This is a genomic window from Streptomyces africanus, from assembly GCF_002150735.1.
Taxonomy (GTDB): Bacteria; Actinomycetota; Actinomycetes; order Streptomycetales; family Streptomycetaceae; genus Streptomyces; species Streptomyces africanus.
Genome location: NZ_MUKA01000009.1, coordinates 20,804 through 36,535, shown reverse-complemented (window position 1 = coordinate 36,535; position 15,732 = coordinate 20,804). Strand labels below are relative to the sequence as shown.

The window sequence follows — 15,732 nt, the reverse complement described above, 5'->3', positions numbered from 1 at the left end:
CGGGCGCGGACCGCGGCGGCGAGGTGGCCGTGAAGCGGACCCAGCCCGAGATCACCCGTGAGAACGCCGCCGCGCTGGGGCTGACGGAGAAGATGTCCTCCTTCACCGTCCACTTCGAACCGGCGGAGTACCGCACGAAGAACATCGGCCGGGCCGTGGAACTGATCAACGGCTCCCTGGTCAGGCCGGGCGCGACGTGGAGCTTCAACCGGACCGTCGGCGAGCGCACCGAGGCCAACGGCTTCGTCGAGGGCATCATCATCCTCGACAACCAGTTCACGAAGGCGTCGGGCGGCGGTGTCTCGTCCGTGGCGACCACCCTGTACAACGCGCTGTTCTTCGCCGGGGTCAAGCCCGTGGAGCACGGCGCGCACTCCTTCTACATCGAGCGCTACCCGGAGGGTCGCGAGGCGACGGTCGCCTGGGGCAGCCTGGACCTGCGGTTCTCCAACGACTCCGGCAAGGCGATCTACATCCAGGCCGAGTCCACGGACACGTCCGTGACCGTCTCGTTCCTCGGCACCCGGAAGTACGACGAGATCAAGTCGGTCAAGGGCCCGCGCACCGAGGTGAAGCAGCCCGAGAAGAAGGTGAGCCACGACAAGGAGTGCGTGCCGCAGACGCCGCTCGAAGGGTTCGACGTCACCGTGGAGCGGGTCTTCTACAACGACGGGCGGGAAGTGCGGCGGGAGCCGTTCCGTACGCACTACGCGCCGCGTGACGAGATCGTGTGCGAGTGAGACACCCGCCGTTCGCCTTCCCCTGGAACTCTCCTTTTCCGCTGGGGCGTTGACCCGTCCGCAGGGCCCCAGCACAATGAGCGCCCAGTACTGAGAGCGCTCTCACAGGAGATCCATGACTGGCAGACAAGGCCCGGCGCCGAGCCGGCGTTCGCTCATCGGTGCCGGCCTCGGCATCACGGCCGCGGGGTTGGCCGCAGCGGGCTCCGGGCAGGCCCTGGCAGCCGGTTCGCACGGTGCCGCCGCTTCTGCTCCGGACGGCACCGGCCCGCTGTCCGCCCCGGCCCGGGGGCGCGCCTTCCTCGCTGCCGCCATGGACGCCTATCCCGACCACGGACGCGTCCGCCTGGCCCAGAGCTACACCGACCAGGCCGGCCTCTTCAGCACCGCGTTCACCTACGACAACGCCCTGGCGATCCTGGCCCTGCTCGCGGCCCGGAGGCAGGAAAGCCTGGCCAGGGCGACGGCGTTGGGCGACGCCCTGCTCTACGCGCAGACACATGACCCGGCGTACGACGACGGCAGGCTCCGGCAGGCCTACAACGTCGGGCCGTACACCTTCTACGACGGCACGCCGCAGCCCGACGGCTTCGTCCGGGCGGACGGCACGGCCAACGTCGGTACGCAGTTCGGCTTCACCGGCACGGCGGTGGGCGACATGGCCTGGGCGGGCATCGCGCTGAGCGCCCTGACCCTCCGTACGGGGGCGGGGCGTTTCCGCACCGGTGCCGTACGGATCGGCGAGTGGATCGAGCGGACCGGCCGCACCGACGAACCGCTCGGCGGCTACAAGTTCGGGGTCGACGGGGCGAATCAGCGGCTGCCGTTCACGTCGACGGAGCACAACACCGACCTGGTGTGCCTCTTCGGCCGGCTCGCCCGGCTGACCGGCGACAGGGTGTGGCTGCGGCGGCGGGCGCGGGCCGAGGCCTTCGTGCGCCGGATGTGGGAGCCGGCCGGGGGTTTCTTCTACACCGGCACCAACGACGGAGTGACCGTCAACACGTCCCCGGTCCCGGAGGACACCCAGACCTGGACCCATCTCGCGCTCGGCTTCCGCACGGGCGCGTACGCCCGTTCGCTGGACTGGGCCGTGGCGGAGCTGGCCGTCCTGGATCACGCGGGCCGTACGAACAGTACGGTGCCCCGGGGCCAGTCGTACGAGGGCGTCACCTTCAGTTCCGCGAGCCTGGTGACGAACGAGGACGCGCCGATCGCGGAGGGCCAGCCCAAGCCCGACCGCAACGGTGTGTGGTTCGAGGGGACGGCTCATCTCGCGCTCGCTCTGCGGGACCGCGGCAAGCGGGGTGACGAGGCGCGTGCCCGGCGGCTGCTCGCCTCGGCCGAGCAGGCTCAGGACCTGCTGGGCGGCGGTCAGACCATCGGCGGCCAGGCGCTGCCCGAGCGGGCCGGGGTGGTGTCCGCGAGCAGTCCGCTGGACACCGGGTTCGGCTTCGGCTACTACCCGTACCGGCACACGGGTGCGACGGCCTGGTACCTGATGGCGGCGGCGCGCTTCAATCCGCTGCGGGCGTGACAGGCGGGCCCGGCCCGCTGGGGCGTACAGCGGGCCGGGCTGCCCTCAACCGACGCGGTGGACCGCTTGGCTGGTCAGTTCGTAACGGGCACCGACGATCGCCAGCTCGCCGGTGCTCACCTTGGCGGCGAGGTCGGGCTCCTCGGCCAGCCGGGAGCGGACCAGGCGGACATTGGCGTCGACCGTGGCGTCGATCCGCGCGTCCCCTTCCGTGCTGTGGTCTATGGCCGGGCGTATCTGGTCGGCGAGGTACTGGATGTGGGCGGGCAGGTGCCCGCCGGACTGCTCCGCCTCGACCGCGGCACGCACCGCGCCGCACGATTGGTGCCCGAGCACCACGACCAGCGGTATGCCCAGTTCCAGGACGCCGTAGGCGACGCTGCCGAGCACGGCCTCGTCCAGGACCTCCCCGGCGGTGCGGACGGTCATCAGGTCGCCCAGCCCCTGGTCGAAGACCAGCTCCGGGGGCACGCGGGAGTCGATGCAGCCGAGCACGACCGCGAAGGGGTGCTGGGCGGTGGTCAACTCCCGCCGGGTCGCCGGAGTTTCGTGCGGGTGGCGTTCGCGGAAGGCGCGCCAGCGGCGGTTGCCCGCGGCCAGTTCCGCGAGGGCCTCCTGAGGGGTGCTCGGCCGCGGTCCGGTGCCGGGCGCGCTCGGGGCGGCGGTGGCCGGGCGGGCGGCTGTGAGGCCCGCGCCGAGGGCGGCGGCCCCGGTCAGCGCGGTGCGCAGAAGAGTGCGGCGGACGGTGCCGGCGGCTCTGTGGGCTGTGGCATGTGAGTTCACGGCCCAGAACGTATGCCCGACCGCGCGCCCGACCGCGGCCCTTGCCGTTTCATGGTGTGAGTTGGGTAAGTGATGTTCTTACTTTGAACGCCTTTTGACGGTCCCTCAGGCAACCAGCAGCACGCCCGGGCCTCCCGGCCCGGGCGTGCTGTCATGCGGAGGTGATCAGACCGGTCAGACCAGGTCGAACCGGTCCAGGTTCATGACCTTGACCCACGCGGCGACGAAGTCCTTCACGAACTTCTCCTTCGCGTCGTCGCTCGCGTAGACCTCGGCGAGCGCCCGCAGCTCGGAGTTCGAGCCGAAGACCAGGTCGGCGCGGCTGCCGGCCCACTTGACCTCGCCGGTGGCGGCGTCGCGGCCCTCGAACGTGGTCTGGTCCTCGGAGGTCGCCTTCCACGTCGTGCCCAGGTCGAGCAGGTTGACGAAGAAGTCGTTGGTCAGCGAGCCGGGCGTCGTGGTGAAGGCGCCGAGCTGGGACTGCTGGTGGTTGGCGCCCAGCACCCGCAGGCCGCCGACCAGGACGGTCATCTCGGGGGCGCTCAGGGTGAGCAGGTTCGCCCGGTCGAGCAGCAGGTACTCGGCCGGCAGGCGGTTGCCCTTGCCGTGGTAGTTGCGGAACCCGTCGGCGGTCGGCTCGAGCGCCTCGAAGGACTCGGCGTCGGTGTGCTCCTCCGTCGCGTCCACACGGCCCGGCGTGAAGGGGACCTCCACCTGGAAGCCTGCTTCCTTGGCGGCCTTCTCGACGGCGGCGGTGCCGCCGAGGACGATCAGGTCGGCCAGGGAGACCTTCTTGGTGCCGGCGCCGGCGTTGAACTCCTGCTGGATGTTCTCCAGGACGCGCAGCACCTGGGCCAGCTCGTCGGGCTCGTTGACCTCCCAGCCGCGCTGCGGCTCCAGGCGGATGCGGGCGCCGTTGGCACCGCCGCGCTTGTCGCTGCCGCGGAAGGTGGAGGCCGAGGCCCAGGCGGTCGTCACCAGCTGCGAGACGGACAGGCCCGACTCGAGGAGCTTCGTCTTGAGGGTCGCGATGTCCCCGCCGTCGATGGGCTCGCCCTCGGCCTCGGGCAGCGGGTCCTGCCAGATCAGGGTCTCCTGCGGGACCTCCGGGCCGAGGTACAGCGACTTCGGGCCCATGTCACGGTGGGTCAGCTTGAACCAGGCGCGGGCGAAGGCGTCCGCGAACTCCTCCGGGTTCTCGTAGAACCGGCGGGAGATGGGCTCGTAGATCGGGTCGAAGCGCAGCGCCAGGTCCGTGGTGAGCATCTTCGGGCGGTGCTTCTTCGAGGAGTCGTGCGCGTCCGGAACGATCTCCGGGGCGTCCTTCGCCACCCACTGGTTGGCGCCGGCCGGGCTCTGCTCCAGCTCGTACTCGAACTCGAAGAGGTTCTTGAAGAAGCCGTTGCTCCACTGGGTCGGCGTCGAGGTCCAGGTGACCTCCAGGCCGGAGGTGATGGCGTCCCCGCCCTTGCCCGTGCCGTAGGTGCTCCGCCAGCCCAGGCCCTGCTCCTCCATGGAGGCGGCCTCGGGGTCGGCGCCGACGTGGTCGGCCGGGCCGGCGCCGTGGGTCTTGCCGAAGGTGTGGCCACCGGCGATCAGGGCGACGGTCTCCTCGTCGTTCATCGCCATGCGGCGGAACGTCTCACGGATGTCGCGGGCCGCGGCGAGCGGGTCCGGGTTGCCGTTCGGGCCCTCGGGGTTGACGTAGATGAGGCCCATCTGGACGGCGCCGAGCGGGTTCTCCAGCTCGCGGTCGCCGGTGTAGCGCTTGTCGTCGAGCCAGGTGGTCTCGGGGCCCCAGTACACGTCCTCCTCTGGCTCCCAGACGTCCTCGCGGCCGCCGGCGAAGCCGAAGGTCTCGAAGCCCATCTGCTCCAGGGCGACGTTGCCGGTGAGGATCAGGAGGTCGGCCCAGGAGATGGACTGGCCGTACTTCTTCTTGACCGGCCACAGCAGACGGCGGGCCTTGTCGAGGTTGCCGTTGTCCGGCCAGCTGTTGAGCGGGGCGAAGCGCTGCTGGCCGGCGCCGGCGCCGCCGCGGCCGTCGCTGATGCGGTAGGTGCCCGCGCTGTGCCAGGCCATACGGACCATCAGGGGGCCGTAGTTGCCGAAGTCGGCCGGCCACCAGTCCTGCGAGGTGGTCAGCACCTCGGCGATGTCCTGCTTCACGGCCGCGAGGTCGAGGGCCTGGAACGCCTCGGCGTAGTCGAACTCCTCACCGAGCGGGTTGGCCACCTCGGGGTTCTTGGCAAGGATCTTCAGGTTGAGGCGCTCCGGCCACCACTGACGGTTGCCGCCACCCTGGGTGGGGTGCAGGGCGCGGCCGTGCGCCACGGGGCAGCCGCCGCTCGTCTCCTCCTGCTTCGCGTCGGTGACGATCGCGTCGTGGTTCTCAGTCATGGAAATCCTTCCGGACGGGGTGGAACACGGTGCTCGGGTGGATCACATCGCTCAGGAACTGCGGGCGGTGGAGCAGGCGGGGCACAGGCCCCAGTAGATGACCTCGGCCTCGTCGACGGCGAAGCCGCGGTCGTCGGACGCGGTCAGGCAGGGGGCGTGGCCCACCGCGCAGTCGACGTCGGCGACGGTCCCGCAGGACCGGCACACGAGGTGGTGGTGGTTGTCGCCGACCCGTCCCTCGTACAGGGCCGGGCTGCCGGGTGGGTCGAGGCGGCGTATGAGTCCCGCCGCGGTGAGTGCGTGGAGCCCCTCGTACACGGCTTGGACGGAGATGTGGCCGACGCGGCCGCGTACCTCGGAGGCGATCGCCTCGGCGCCGAGGTGGTCGCCCTCCCGCACGGCCTGGAGCAGTGCGACGCGGGCGGCCGTCACCCTCAGGCCGGCGCCGCGCAGTTCGTCGGCGGCGGTGGGGTTCCGGGATGCGGTCATGGCGAACAACCTAGCCGCATAAACACGAATGATTCAATAAAACGAACGGTTCAATTTTGGTGTCGAGCGGGTGCGGCCGGGTGTGACGCGGGTACGGCTTGGCATGGCGCCCCAGTTGACACCATGTGAGCTCGGTCACAGTACCGATGATCGCGCTTCGCGGCTGGCGGGATGGTGTCAGCCGTGTCCGTGTCGCGCCAGCACCGCCCGTGCGGTTTCGGCCATGGCCTCGTCGACCATCCGGCCCTCGAAGGTGAGGGCGCCGACGCCGTCGCGCTGGGCCGCTTCCACGGCTGCGACGAGGCGTGCGCAGCGGTCCAGCTCTTCGGGGGTGGGGGCGAAGACCTCGTTGATCACGGGGACGTGGGTCGGGTGGATGGCCATCATCCCCTCGTAACCGAGGGCGCGGTTCTGCTCGGCGAAGGCGCGCAGGCCCGTCAGGTCGGTGATGTCCGTCCACAACCCGGTCACCGGGCCGGGCGCTCCGGCGGCGCGGACGTCGAGCAGGACGCGGGAGCGCAGGGCCAGGGTCTCGGTGCCCTGAGGACTCCAGCGGTAGCCGACGGCGCGTTCCACGTCGCCGCCGGGTGCGGTCAGGGCGCCGACGTGTGCCACCCGGGGGGCCGCGGCGGCGATGTCGTAGGCGTCGTGCAGGGCGCGGGCCGACTCCAGCAGCGGCACGAGGGCCGTCGTGCCGGCCGGCAGGCCGTGCTCGTGTTCGCACCAGCCGATGAGACGGTCCGCGAGCCGTACGTCGGCGGCGGTGTGCACCTTGGGCAGGACCACCCCGGCCAGTCCGGGGCGCACGACGGCACGCAGTTCCTCGGCGCCGGCCCAGGCGTCGAGCGGGTTGACCCGGACGAACAGGGCCATGCCGCCGTCGGGTTGCGCGGCGGCCTTGGCCAGGGCCTCGGCCACCCGGGCGCGGGCGAGCGGCTTGTCGGGTGCCGGGACCGCGTCCTCCAGATCGAGCACGACGGCGTCGGCACCGGCCGCGCGCGCCTTGGGCAGCCAGTCCGTACGGAGGCCGGGGACGAAGAGGAGGGAGCGGAGCGGGGGCCGGGGGGTGCTCGTGGTGCCGGGCGTGGTCGCGCTGCGGGCTCTTGTCGCGCCGTGGGGCTCAGACGACATCGTTCTTCTCCAGTTCGGCCAGTTCCTGGTCGCTCAGTCCGAGCCAGTCCCGGTACACCAGGTCGTTGTCCTGGCCGAGCGCCGGCCCGGTGCGCCAGACGCGGCCGGGGCGTTGCCGGAAGTGCGGGATGACCGCCTGCATGCGGACGTCTCCCAGGTCGGGGTCGGCCACGGTGACGATGTCGCCGCGCTCGGCGTAGACCGGGTCGGCGGCGATGTCGGCCGCGTCGAACACCCGGGAGGCCACCACCTCGGCGCGGGCGAAGGCCTCCAGGCACTCGGCGGCCGTACGGTCGGCCACCCACGCCCGCAGTCCGTCGTCCAACTCCCCGCGCCTCGCGTGCTGTTGCTCCGAGGTGGCGAACTCCTCCTCCGGCAGGCCCAGCAGCCGGGCCACGTTGCGCACCGAGCGCAGGGTCGCGGACGTCACGGTGATCCACTGCTCGTCGCGCGAGCGGTAGGTGTTGATCACGGCGGCGGGCGCGACCGCCAGCTGGTTGCCGGAGCGCTGCGGCACGGTGCCCAGCTGGTCGTGGACGATGACCTGCCACTCGACGAGCCGGAACAGCGGCTCGAACAGGGCGAGGTCGATCCACTCGCCGTCGAAACCGGGGTCGTGGTCGCGCCGGTGGAGGGCGGCGAGGACGGCGTAGGCACCCATCAGGCCGGTCACGGCGTCGCCGTGCGAGAAGCCGGTGTGGACGGGCGGCCCGTCCGGGGAGCCGGTCAGGTGGACGACGCCGCTGCGGGCCTCGCCCATCTTGCCGAAGCCGGGGGCGTCGGCCTGGCTGGAGGTGGCGCCGAAGCCGGAGATCTGGAGCAGGACGGCCTTCGGGTTGATCCGGTGCACGGACTCCCAGTCGAGCCCCCAGCGGCGCAGGCGTCCGGCGCGCAGGGTCACGATGACGACGTCCGCCCAGGCGACGAGCCGGTGGGCGACCGCGCGGCCCGCCTCGTGGTGCAGGTCGAGCGTGACGGAACGCTTGTTGCGGGCGGCCACCTTGAACCACAGGGGAACGCCGTCGCGCCGGGGCCCCATCGCGCGGGCGGCATCACCGGCGCCCGGGGGTTCGACGTGGACCACGTCCGCGCCCTGGTCGGCGAGCATCGAACCCGCGAGCGGCCCGGCCACCACATGAGCGAACTCGACCACTTTCAGCCCGCGCAACTGCCCCTGTCCGGTGGCGTTCGGCATGTCCTTGTCCGGCACGGATGCGTCCCCTCGGTTCAGCTGGTCGGTTCTTCAGACTGCCGAGGTGCAGAAATGCCTGTCCAGCAAAAGAAGACCATCAATCCATGCGCTGGGTGCATGAATGGAGTTTCCCGGCCCGTGGCTCAGGCCCAGGAGACTCCCGGCGGCAGGTCCCTGCCCTGGGCGCGGAAGTCCTCGAGCGTCTCCAGGAAGTGCTCGGTGACGCGCGGGAGGGTGCGGCGGGCGCGCAGGGCGATGTCGAGGCGCCGGTCGACCACCGGGTCGACGAGCGGCCGGAACACGAAGGGCCCGGTGCCCAGCAGGGGCAGCACCAGGGCGGGCAGCGCGCTCACGCCGAGTCCGGCGGCGACCAGTCCGCCCACCGTGGCGACACTGCCGGCCTCCGCCGCCGGTACGGCGTGCGCGTCGACCTGGCCGAACGCGGCGTCCGTCAGCCGCCGCACGCTCGAGTCCCGTCCGACGGCGAGGAACGGCTCGAGGGCCAGGTCCGCCCAGCCGACCTCGTCGCGGGCGGCGAGCGGATGGTCCTCGCGCAGGACCGCGACGAAACGGTCACGCACCAGCGGGCGGTGCTCCAGCCGCTCGGGCGGCACGCCGACCGTGGTGATGGCGAAGTCCGCGTCGCCGGACAGGACCCGGTTCAGCACGGCCCGTTCCAGGCCGTCGAGCAGGCGTACGGCCACGCGCGGCCGGTCGGTGCGGAAACCGGAGATGACCTGCGGAAGCAGCACCGCCGCGACGGAGGGCAGGGTGGCGACGGCGACGGTGCCGGACTCGCCGAGCAGGAAGCGGTCCAGTTCCTTCATCCCGGCCCGGTGGGCGCTGAGGATCTGCTCGGCGATCCGCAGCGCCTCGGCGCCGGCCGCTGTCAACTGCACGTTGCGCGTGTCGCGTTCGAGCAACTGGGCGCCGACCTGCCGCTCCAGGTCGGCGACCGCACGGCTGAGGGACGACTGCGAGACGCCCAACCGGGCGGCCGCCGCGGTGAAACTCGTCGCCCGGGCGACGGCCGCGTATGCCGTGAGTTGACGCAGGGTGGCATCCATGGCCGGGAAGCGTACGTCAGAGCGGGCCGATTGATGCGGAGACCGCATGGACAGATGCCGGTTTGATGCTGGACAGGGATCATCCGGCGCTCGGACACTCTCGGCTATCCCCGTACGCCCCGCTCTCCCGCCGACGGGGACCGCGACCCGAGAAAGCGAGCGCCACCATGCCGGCAGCCCTGGGCTTCGCCACGATCGCCCTGTTCCTGTTGCTCACCATGACGAAACGGGTCTCGGTACTGGTCGCGCTGGTGGTGCTTCCGGTGCTCGCGGCGCTGGCGGGCGGGTTCGCGGGCGAGCTGGGCGGCATGGTGCTCGACGGGCTGTCGAAGGTGGCACCGACCGGCATCATGATCGCCTTCGCCGTGCTGTACTTCAGCCTCATGGTCGACGCGGGCCTGTTCGATCCGCTGATCCGCGGTCTGCTGCGGCTGGCCAAGGGTGATCCCCTGCGCGTCACCGTCGCCACGGCCGTCCTCACGCTGTGCGTGGCCCTGGACGGCGACGGGGCCTCCACGTTCCTCATCACCGTCTCCGCGCTGCTGCCCGTCTACCGGAAGCTGGGCATGAGTCCGCTGGTGCTGTCCGGGGTCGTCTGCCTGGCGGCGGGCGTGATGAACATGATTCCCTGGGGCGGGCCGACGGTACGGGCCATGGCGGCGCTGAAGCTGGAGAGTTCGGACGTCTTCACCCCCGTGCTGCCCGCGATGGGATTCGGGATCGCGTGGGTCCTGGTGGCGTCCTGGCTGATCGGCCGCAGGGAGCGGCGGCGGCTCGGCGCCCTCACCGGGCCGGGCGAGAAGCCCGCCGCCGGCGAGCCGGTTGCCGCGTCCGGTGCCGGGCCGGTTCCCGCGACGGCCCCCGCGCCCGGAGACGAGCCCGTTCCCGCGACGGCCCCCGCGCCCGGAGACGGCCCCGGTGCCGTCCGGGTCGCGGCGCCCGCGCCGCGCTGGCTGACCCTCTTCAACCTGATGCTGACCGTCGTGCTCGTCGTGGCGCTGATCCTGGAGGTCATGCCGCTGCCGGTGCTGTTCGTCCTCGGGTTCGCGGTGGCACTGCTGGTCAACCACCCGACGTGGGAACAGCAGCAGGCGCTGCTCGACCGGCACGCGAAGAACGTCGTCCTCGTGACCACCATGATCTTCGCGGCCGGTGTGTTCACGGGGGTCCTCACCGGGAGCGGGATGATCGACGACATGGCCGAGGCGCTCGTGTCGGTGATACCGGACTCCCTCGGCGGGCATCTGCCGGTCCTCGTGGCCGTCACGGGCATGCCGTTGAGTCTGGTCTTCACCCCGGACGCCTACTACTTCGGTGTCCTGCCCGTCCTCGCCGAGACGGCGCACGGCTTCGGCACCGACCCGGCCGAGGTCGCCCGGGCCGCCGTCCTCGGCCAGATGACGACGGGCTTCCCCCTCAGCCCGCTCACCGCCGCCACGTTCATCCTGGTCGGCATGAGCGGCGTCCAGCTCGGCGAGCACCAGCGCTTCATCTTCCGCTGGGCCTTCGCCACCACGCTCGTGATGACCGCCGGTGCCGTCCTGACCGGCGCCCTCTCCCTCTGACGGAGGATCGGCATGCCCGCCCGCCCCTCACGGTTCCTCCCGCCGCTGCTCGCCGTGTCACTCGCCGCCTCCGCGCTGCCCGCGGCCACCGCCCAAGCCGGCCCGGGCGGCGGCCTGCCGTCCTTCGCCGGCTCCGTCACCTCGCGTACGTACGACGGCCGCGACGACGACCTGCTCACCGCGGGGCTGGGTTTCGCGGGACTGCGCCGGGCCACTCCCCCGGCCGTCGCCGACCCCGGCCGTCCCACGCCGGCCGAGCTGAGGCGGTGGGCCGTGTGGGCCGCGGCGGGGCTCTCCGGGAGCGACGCGGGCGGGCTGGGACGACTGTACGGTCCGAACATCGGCCCCGACGGCAGACCGGTTCCCGGTGACGGGAAGGTCGCCGGCACCGAGTACACCGTCACCGTCGGCACGGGCGCGCGGAGTGTCGGTTTCGTCGTCCAGGTTCCCGCGAACCTGGACCGCGCACGGCCCTGTGTCGTGGCCGCGCCGGCGACCGGTCTGGCGAACGTGTACAACGGCGTCGGCGGCGCGGGCGCCTGGGGACTGCACCACCGCTGCGCGGTCGCCCTCACCGACAAGGGCATGGGCCCGGCCTTCCACGACCTGCACTCCGACACCGTCATGGCCACCGACGGCACGACCGGCCCCCGCACGCGGACCGGTCCCCGGGCGGCCTTCGAAAGCGGCCTCGACGACTCCGCACGCCGCCGCTACGACGCGCACCACCCCTACCGGGTCGCCTTCAAGCAGGCGCACTCCCGGCAGAACCCCCAGGCCGGCTGGGGACGCGACGTCCTGCGCTCGGTGGAGCTCGCCCTCGCGCTGCTCAACCGCGACTGGCGGGACGGTGCGCCCGCCGCCGGGTACACGCCCGCGACGACGACGGTGCTGGCGGCGGGCGTCTCCAACGGCGGCGGTGCCGCCGTCGCCGCCGGAGAGGAGGACCGGCACGGCCTGATCGACGCGGTCGTGGCCGCGGAGCCGCAGATGAACCTCGCCCCGCTGCGCGGCTTCACCGTCGAGCAGGGCGGGCGGCGGGTGGCCAACGCCGGGCTGCCGCTCGTGCGCTACGCGTCCCTGGCCTCGCTCCTCCAGCCGTGCGCGGTGCTCACCGAGCCTTCGGCGCCGGGCTACACGTCCTTCGACCCGCGAACGGCCCAGCGGCGCTGCTCGGACCTGGTGGGCGACGACCCCCGGCTGGTCCTGCGGCGTGACGCCGAACGGGCCGGAGTGCGCGGGCTGCCCGACCTGGCGCAACAGGCGCTGGTCCGGGCCGGGTTCCAGGCGCGGTCCGCGTACTTGCAGGCCTCGCACTACGACCCGCAGACGCCCGTCTCGTACGAGATGAGCTTCGCCCGCGCCGCGGTCACCGACGCGCTGTGCGGCTACAGCTGGGCGGCGACCGACGCCTCCGGCCGGCCCGCGCCCTACACCCGGGCCCAGATGGCCGCCGCCTACGCCACCAGCGGCGGGCGGGCCCCCTCCCCCGGCACCCTCGTCGACGACGACTCGCTCGGCGGGCCGGTCGCCGACCGGCGGGCCGTCGGGCCGGACGGCGCACCGGACTACAACCTCGACGGCGAGCTGTGCGCCTACCGGCTGGCGTTCCCCGGCAAGGCCGCGAACTTTGAGGAGCGGGCGTGGGCGCGCCGGGTGGGCCAGGGCCTCGACGCGACCCGGCGTGACGGCGACCTGCACGGCACGCCCGCCCTGATCGTGCACGGCCGCGACGACACACGGGTCCCGGTGAACCACAGCTCCCGGCCCTACCTGGGGCTCAACTCCCGTGCGGAGCACGGCAGGAGCGCGCTGTCCTACCTGGAGATCACCCACGCCCACCACAGCGACAGCACCGCGCCCGGCTACGACAACCGCTACGTCCCGCTCGGCTTCTACTTCCAGCAGGCACTCGACCTGATGTGGGACCGGCTCACCGAGGGCCGCCCGCTGCCGCCCAGCCAGGTCGTACGGACCGTGCCGCGCGGGGGCGAACCCGGCCACGCGCCGGCGCTCACCCGGGCCAATGTGCCGCCCATCCCGGCGTCACCCGCGCCCGGGGACCGCATCGGTGTGCGGTCCGGTGCGGTCCGGGTGCCCGACTGAGAGCCGGCCTGTGCGGTAGGAGGGCCGGTCCGACGAGGAGCGGCCCGTCCGGCAGGCGGGACCGCCCCGTGAGATCCGACCCGTCCGTCAGGCGGACCCGCCCCTGCGAACCGACCCCTCCGACAGGCGGACCCGCCCCATGAGAACCGTCCCCCTACCGGTCGTCCGACGAGGTCAGGCGTTCGAGCTGGGCGGCGGCCGTCGCGGCCTTGCGGTCCGCTTCGCGGACGCGGCGGTCGGCCGTGCGCGCCCGTTCCCGGGCCGACCGCTCGGCGAAGCGGGCCTGCTGGTGTTCCTCCCTGGTGCGGGCCAGTTCCTCGGTGAGCTCGCCGACGCGCCGCTGGAGGCGGTCCACCTGCTGTGTCGCCTCCTCCACGGCCTGGCCGGCGGCCGCCGCCTCGTCCTTCAGCGCCCGCCGCTCCCGGTCCGCGGCCTCGGCGTCCCGGCGGGCCTGCGCCAGCCGTCGCCGCTGTTGCTCGGCGGCCTTCCGGTCCGGACGGGAGGGAGCCGGCGCGGCGGACGGGCGGCGCTGCGTCGTGGCGCTCTCCGGGACGGCCCTCTGTGTGACGGCACTCGCCCCGGCGGCCGGGAAGCCGACGGCGGCGCTGAGCGGCTTGGCCAGCCGGCCGCTCGCCCATGCCTCGGCGGCCCCGGGGTCGGCCAGGACGGCGTGCAGGGTGTTCTCGACCTCGCGCTGCACGCCTTCGCCGATCGGATGCCCGGCCTCCGCGGCGAGCTGCCGGGCCTGAGCCGACAGGGCGCGGATGAGCGCGTGCTGCTGCCGGCTCAGTTCGCGCAGTTGGGTGCGGTCCAGGGACTGGTGGGCCTGGCGCAGTCCTTCGCCCAGGCGGAGCAGGGGCTCGACATCGCCGGGCCGGCTGCGCACCAGGAGGTTGCAGGCCCAGGCCGCGAGGCTGGGTTTGCGCAAGGTACCGATCCGCTCGGCGAGTTCCCGGTCGCCGGCCGTGCGGGCGGCGGCCACGGCCGACGAGCGGGCGGCGGTGAACTCCTCCGGCCGCAGGGCGTACAGCTCGTCGGCCACAGCGTCGAAGTCCATGAGCGTCCCTTTCGCGTGGGGCTCTGTTCCGATCATCCCAGGCGAGGCCGCGAGGGGCTCGTGGAGCGCGGCGTTCCGGCGGGGCGGAACGCTCCGGAGGTACCCGGTTCATGATCCAGAAATCGACGGTTTAACATATGAGCGCCGCCTAGCTCGAAAGATGGATCTGTGACTGTCAACGACGACTCGTTCACCAACTGGAAGAACCGCGAGGAGATCGCGGAGTCGATGATCCCGATCATCGGGAAGCTGCACCGGGAGCGGGACGTGACCGTCCTGCTGCACAGCCGCTCCCTGGTGAACAAGTCGGTGGTCAGCATCCTCAAGACCCACCGGTTCGCCCGGCAGATCGCCGGTGCGGAGCTCTCGGTCACCGAGACGCTGCCGTTCCTGCAGACCCTGGCCGAGCTTGACCTCGGGCCGTCCCAGATCGACATCGGCATGCTCGCCGCGACGTACCGCGAGGACGACCGCGGTCTGTCGGTCGCGGAGTTCACCGCCGAGGCCGTCGCCGGTGCCACCGGAGCCAACAAGATCGAGCGCCGCGAGGGTCGTGACGTCGTCCTCTACGGCTTCGGCCGCATCGGCCGGCTCGTGGCCCGGCTGCTGATCGAGAAGGCCGGCTCGGGCAACGGTCTGCGGCTGCGCGCCATCGTCGTGCGCGGCGGAGGAGAGCAGGACATCGTCAAGCGCGCCTCGCTGCTGCGCCGTGACTCCATCCACGGCCAGTTCCAGGGCACGATCACCGTCGACGAGGCGACCAGCACGATCGTCGCCAACGGCAACGCGATCAAGGTCATCTACGCGAACGACCCGTCCGAGGTCGACTACACGGCGTACGGCATCAAGGACGCCATCCTCATCGACAACACCGGCAAGTGGCGTGACCGCGAGGGCCTGTCCACGCACCTGCGCCCCGGCATCGACAAGGTCGTGCTGACCGCGCCCGGCAAGGGCGACGTCCCGAACATCGTGCACGGCGTCAACCACGACACCATCAAGCCGGACGAGCAGATCCTGTCCTGCGCCTCCTGCACCACGAACGCGATCGTGCCGCCGCTGAAGGCGATGGACGACGAGTTCGGGGTCCAGCGCGGCCACGTGGAGACCGTCCACTCGTTCACCAACGACCAGAACCTGCTGGACAACTACCACAAGTCCGAGCGCCGGGGCCGCAGCGCGCCGCTCAACATGGTCATCACCGAGACGGGTGCCGCCTCCGCCGTCGCCAAGGCGCTGCCCGACCTCAAGGCGAAGATCACCGGCAGCTCCATCCGGGTTCCGGTGCCGGACGTCTCCATCGCGATCCTCAACCTCCAGCTCGCGCGCGAGACCACCCGCCAGGAGGTGCTCGACTATCTGCGCGAGGTGTCGCTCACCTCGCCGCTGAAGCGCCAGATCGACTTCATCAGCGCGCCCGACGCGGTCTCCAGCGACTTCATCGGCTCGCGCCACGCCTCGATCGTCGACGCCGGCGCCACCAAGGTCGAGGGCGACAACGCCATCCTCTACCTCTGGTACGACAACGAGTTCGGCTACTCCTGCCAGGTCATCCGTGTCGTACAGCACGTGTCCGGGGTGGAGTACCCGACGTACCCGGCTCCGGCGGTCTGAGCCCTGGGGACCACGCGGGGCGTGTCCGGCTGGCACGCCCCGCGTTCTCAT

At 72.2% G+C, this 15,732-nt stretch carries 12 protein-coding genes; 5 read left to right on the top strand and 7 right to left on the bottom strand.

What is annotated here, in order from left to right:
• Window positions 1-740: VanW family protein (locus CCL05_RS02025; RefSeq protein ID WP_167409493.1), on the top strand; the 740-nt coding region annotated here is incomplete at its 5' end.
• A 115-nt stretch (window positions 741-855) separates the two neighbouring features.
• Entirely contained in the window at window positions 856-2,277 is a 1,422-nt protein-coding gene (locus CCL05_RS02020) for a Tat pathway signal sequence domain protein (RefSeq protein ID WP_086558735.1), read from the top strand.
• Window positions 2,278-2,322: 45 nt separating this feature from the next.
• Here the strand turns inward: CCL05_RS02020 and CCL05_RS02015 are convergent, their stop codons facing one another.
• From CCL05_RS02015 to CCL05_RS01990, 6 genes are all read right to left on the bottom strand, one after another.
• Entirely contained in the window at window positions 2,323-3,060 is a 738-nt protein-coding gene (locus CCL05_RS02015) for a carbonic anhydrase (protein ID WP_086558734.1), read from the bottom strand.
• Between the two features lie 174 nt (window positions 3,061-3,234).
• Window positions 3,235-5,460, bottom strand: coding sequence for a catalase/peroxidase HPI (gene katG / locus CCL05_RS02010; protein WP_086558733.1), 2,226 nt, complete (start codon window positions 5,458-5,460; stop codon window positions 3,235-3,237).
• 51 nt (window positions 5,461-5,511) lie between these two features.
• Window positions 5,512-5,949: a Fur family transcriptional regulator gene (locus tag CCL05_RS02005; protein ID WP_086558732.1), complete on the bottom strand. Its 438-nt coding sequence runs from the start codon at window positions 5,947-5,949 to the stop codon at window positions 5,512-5,514.
• A 177-nt stretch (window positions 5,950-6,126) separates the two neighbouring features.
• Window positions 6,127-7,080, bottom strand: coding sequence for an HpcH/HpaI aldolase/citrate lyase family protein (locus CCL05_RS02000; protein ID WP_086558731.1), 954 nt, complete (start codon window positions 7,078-7,080; stop codon window positions 6,127-6,129).
• The gene (locus CCL05_RS01995) at window positions 7,070-8,275 is read right to left on the bottom strand and encodes a CaiB/BaiF CoA transferase family protein (protein WP_086558738.1); all 1,206 of its coding nucleotides are present in this window, start codon (window positions 8,273-8,275) and stop codon (window positions 7,070-7,072) included. Before CCL05_RS01995 ends, CCL05_RS02000 begins: the two co-directional genes overlap by 11 nt.
• Before the next feature lie 140 nt (window positions 8,276-8,415).
• Window positions 8,416-9,339 carry a LysR family transcriptional regulator gene (locus CCL05_RS01990; RefSeq protein ID WP_086558730.1) on the bottom strand — a complete coding sequence of 308 codons (924 nt, stop codon included), beginning with the start codon at window positions 9,337-9,339 and terminating at the stop codon, window positions 8,416-8,418.
• Window positions 9,340-9,506: 167 nt separating this feature from the next.
• On the opposite strand from CCL05_RS01990, the gene CCL05_RS01985 reads away from it, so the two are divergent.
• Together CCL05_RS01985 and CCL05_RS01980 are read left to right on the top strand one after the other, a co-directional pair.
• Window positions 9,507-10,904: a CitMHS family transporter gene (locus CCL05_RS01985; RefSeq protein ID WP_086558729.1), complete on the top strand. Its 1,398-nt coding sequence runs from the start codon at window positions 9,507-9,509 to the stop codon at window positions 10,902-10,904.
• A 12-nt stretch (window positions 10,905-10,916) separates the two neighbouring features.
• Window positions 10,917-13,010 (top strand): 3-hydroxybutyrate oligomer hydrolase family protein, encoded by a 2,094-nt coding sequence (locus CCL05_RS01980; protein ID WP_086558728.1) that lies wholly within the window; start codon window positions 10,917-10,919, stop codon window positions 13,008-13,010.
• A 154-nt stretch (window positions 13,011-13,164) separates the two neighbouring features.
• Here the strand turns inward: CCL05_RS01980 and CCL05_RS01975 are convergent, their stop codons facing one another.
• Window positions 13,165-14,067, bottom strand: coding sequence for a hypothetical protein (locus CCL05_RS01975; protein WP_086558727.1), 903 nt, complete (start codon window positions 14,065-14,067; stop codon window positions 13,165-13,167).
• 168 nt (window positions 14,068-14,235) lie between these two features.
• On the opposite strand from CCL05_RS01975, the gene CCL05_RS01970 reads away from it, so the two are divergent.
• The gene (locus CCL05_RS01970) at window positions 14,236-15,681 is read left to right on the top strand and encodes a glyceraldehyde-3-phosphate dehydrogenase (RefSeq protein ID WP_086558726.1); all 1,446 of its coding nucleotides are present in this window, start codon (window positions 14,236-14,238) and stop codon (window positions 15,679-15,681) included.
• The last annotated feature ends 51 nt before the right edge of the window (window positions 15,682-15,732 follow it).

Excerpts from the sequence above, each read along its gene's own strand:
- CCL05_RS01990 (WP_086558730.1), bottom strand. The coding sequence starts at position 9,339 with ATGGATGCCACCCTGCGTCAACTCACGGCATACGCGGCCGTCGCCCGG.
- CCL05_RS02000 (WP_086558731.1), bottom strand. The coding sequence starts at position 7,080 with ATGTCGTCTGAGCCCCACGGCGCGACAAGAGCCCGCAGCGCGACCACG.
- CCL05_RS01980 (WP_086558728.1), top strand. The coding sequence starts at position 10,917 with ATGCCCGCCCGCCCCTCACGGTTCCTCCCGCCGCTGCTCGCCGTGTCA.
- katG (WP_086558733.1), bottom strand. The coding sequence starts at position 5,460 with ATGACTGAGAACCACGACGCGATCGTCACCGACGCGAAGCAGGAGGAG.
- CCL05_RS02020 (WP_086558735.1), top strand. The coding sequence starts at position 856 with ATGACTGGCAGACAAGGCCCGGCGCCGAGCCGGCGTTCGCTCATCGGT.
- CCL05_RS01985 (WP_086558729.1), top strand. The coding sequence starts at position 9,507 with ATGCCGGCAGCCCTGGGCTTCGCCACGATCGCCCTGTTCCTGTTGCTC.
- CCL05_RS01995 (WP_086558738.1), bottom strand. The coding sequence starts at position 8,275 with ATGCCGAACGCCACCGGACAGGGGCAGTTGCGCGGGCTGAAAGTGGTC.
- CCL05_RS01975 (WP_086558727.1), bottom strand. The coding sequence starts at position 14,067 with ATGGACTTCGACGCTGTGGCCGACGAGCTGTACGCCCTGCGGCCGGAG.
- CCL05_RS02005 (WP_086558732.1), bottom strand. The coding sequence starts at position 5,949 with ATGACCGCATCCCGGAACCCCACCGCCGCCGACGAACTGCGCGGCGCC.